The 3,214-nt window shown below is 38.6% G+C and carries 2 protein-coding genes; both read right to left on the bottom strand.

Annotated features, from left to right (window positions below):
- Positions 1–144: 144 nt before the first annotated feature.
- Positions 145–2,025: an IS1634 family transposase gene (locus tag AC1DCD_RS10110; RefSeq protein ID WP_464641365.1), complete on the bottom strand. Its 1,881-nt coding sequence runs from the start codon at positions 2,023–2,025 to the stop codon at positions 145–147.
- 108 nt (positions 2,026–2,133) lie between these two features.
- A complete protein-coding gene (locus tag AC1DCD_RS10105; RefSeq protein ID WP_464641363.1) occupies positions 2,134–2,376 on the bottom strand; it encodes a DUF2188 domain-containing protein in 243 nt (80 codons plus the stop codon).
- Positions 2,377–3,214 lie beyond the last annotated feature (838 nt).

Raw genomic sequence — 3,214 nt, 5'->3', positions numbered from 1 at the left:
ATCAAGAAATACATTACACAAAAGTGTAAAAAGAAGATGAAACAGATGCTTTTTTAGATTTTATAACAAATAGAGGTGCGCTAACCCAAGTTTAACACCCACTTTCGCCTAATTGTTACTGTTACCGTACTTTCCTCGTTTTTCTTATGAGTTCTGTGTCCTACAAATTTTATTCTTTTTGAATGGTGAGTGTTTTAATTTCAACTTATCGTATATCTGTTTTGCTTGCTTCGAAGGACTACTGCATTGGCGCATCTCAATAGTTTCACCTAACGGGTTCTTCCCTTTTGTGGTAACGAGTTTTTGGGTGTTCATACGTCGTACAATCTCGGTCCAGTAACAGGATTCTCCTTCTCGTTTTAATTGACAACGGATGGTGTTTACCACCCAGTAGGCTAATAACCCAAAGAAGAGGTGTGCGTCGCTTCGCTCATCTTTCTGATGATAGATAGGACGGAGGTTGAGGTCATTCTTTAGTTGTCTGTTCGTACATTCTATCTCGCGAATGAGATTGTAGTATTCCCATGTTACACGTTCAGAAAGTGTCCTGATATTGCTACGAAGGAAATAGACTCCATGACCAGATTCCATTGCAGAGAGGTCTTTTATCTCCCAATCTACACGCAGCATCTCCTTGGGTTTCTTCTCATTTTTTATGTAGCTTATCTGGTAGAACTTCGCTATAGATGGGTACTTCTGTATGGCACGTCCTGTACGTTCAACAACCTTTTCATAGGTTTTTGTTCCACCTTTCTTGGAGATGCCATCGTTTATCCTCTGCAGTTCCATCTCAAAACGCTCTCTCCAAACCCTGTTCATGGACGACTCTGTCATAGCTTTCGAAGGAGATGTTATTTCGAGATAATAATCCTTATCATCCTCTGTCTTAATCTCTTTCAGCGTTATTTTCTGCCGGCGGGCATCCATAACCGTAACGCTCTTGTCATCATCACTGAGCGTATAGTCTTTCATTTTCGTACGGGATACGCAGAGATAATTGTAACCCTTTTTCTTTATTAGCTCCAAGTTCTCTTCCGTGGCAACACCTGCATCCATGACAACGAGCGTATCCTTAGTTCGTGATGGATTCCTCTTTGCCAGCGTATCAATCATATTGGGTAGAGACTTGGGATCTGCTGTATTACCCTCCAAGATAGAAGAATAACGTATAAAACCTTCTTTATTGATACATAATGCAAGTACAAGTAGCTTACAATCAGAGCGTTTTTCTTTTGAACAACCGAACTTGGCTTTATCGCTATTACGCTTGCTACCCTCGAAATAGAAGTTGGTTAAGTCGAAGAGCATCAACTTGTTGTCTATATTAAAGAGATCGTCAGTAACGCTGCACAGATGATGCTCTAACTGTTCCTTTAGTTCATATAACTTGTCAGTGATTTTATACAGAGAATTGATTCCTGGTGTCCAGCCAGGAGCTCCGCTGTAAAGTTCGCCAGCAGCCGAGTTATCCCGCAAATAATAATAAGATGAACGTTCAGAAACTGCATATACCGTACGGACAATCAATGCTGACAAAGCCGTGTGTATTGCATTCTCCGTCCAGCCGTTTTTGCGCAGGAAACCCTCTAATTGCAGCTTGTCTATTGTCTGCTTGCAGAGCCACTCAGCACCAACATTCCTTGCGTCAGTATAGTTTGCCGTCTCAAGGTCAATATAGTTCTCATATTTTCTCAGCGACTTCTGCTCTTCCTTATTAAACCTGTCGATTCCACCTTCTTTCTCCATACGGCTCCACCATTCGTCAGCCTTTGCCTGTTCAATAGGAGTAAGTTCGTCAAGACGTTCCTTAAAAAGCGAGGGTGTACTTCTATTTTTGAAGCGTTCGGTAAGAGCGTATACAATTTTTCGAATCTCTACAGCAGTAAGTGAAGGTTCGAACTCGATGTTCAACAAAATTAGCGAATGTACATGACCCTGCACGTCACGATATGACTCCTTGATGCGATAATAAGGAGCCATGTCGCCTGTGGCAGGATTGAATCGTGTCTGTACATTTGCGTGCATGAGTGCAAAGTAACAAAATAATTTTGATATGACTGTGTCCTACAAATCGGTTTTTGCCCCTCGTTACAATACCCTACACTTGATTATCAATCATTTATCAAATTAATACTACACAAAATATCCCGAAAATTTATGAAAAATAATTTTGCCGGTTAAACTTGGGTTAGGATTCTGAATCTTTCCATCCTTTCCATGAGGAATAAGTTCTGCCCCTTCTTTCTTGGCAAGATTGCGTCCCCAGTCCATTGCCTCCTTCTTTGTTTCAAAGTGTTTTGAGGCTCTGTCTGCATTTGGTCGCTTTGCGTCCCACCCTCCGTCTGGATTAGAAACAACATGAATTTCTTTTCTCATATCAATCATTTTTAGTTGATAGTTTTTCTTACGGTGTCCTTCCGATTCCGCGACGGTGCAATAACAGCATATCTAAAAGCAAAATAGCAATTATGGTGCCAAAAATTAAAAATATTATTTTGGGTCTTCCGGAATTTGGAGTGATGGTATTATATTTTTCAGGCTTCCTGTTGATAAAAAAGGTACTGTAAACCCTTAAATATAAGCTCTTTGTGGTGTGGATAATCCATGTAAGATAAGTATAAATTTTGTAGCCTTTATTTTAGCACTTTATTTTCTTTAATATTCAGTAAACAAAGGGATGTGAAAGAATAGAACTCACAAAAGTTATTGATAATCAGATATTAAATGATATCACTCCAAATTCCGGGAGACCCATTATTTTTTCGTTTTTATGATAAAACAATCTGTTTCTAATTTCAGTTTGTAACAGATTCTATAATTTCATATAGCTTATAGAAAGATAAAAATTATTAGGTATATTTCATCCAAAACGCTTGTTATTCGCAAGCAAAGTATTATCTTTGCAAACAGAATAACAAGCGTTCTTTGTTAGGCAGAAAATAGCGAAGCCGAGTAGCTCGCTCGTTTCCAAACCTTTACCAGTTTAGTTTTACAAACAAGGTAACTTATTTATTTTCAATTAGATACATTTTAATAATTATCTTATATAGCAAAACATCACCTTTTACCCTCTAAAACATCATCTTTTACCTCGCAAAACATCACCTTTTACTCACCAACTAATCAAAGAAAATGAAGGGGTCAGTCCTAAAATCCAGTTGCAAGCCCTCTCCTCTCAGGCACATAATTTCATAAGTATTTGTTATCTTTGCAT

Source organism: Prevotella sp. C0209C1, from assembly GCF_056583855.1.
This window is presented reverse-complemented; position numbering and strand designations above follow the sequence as displayed.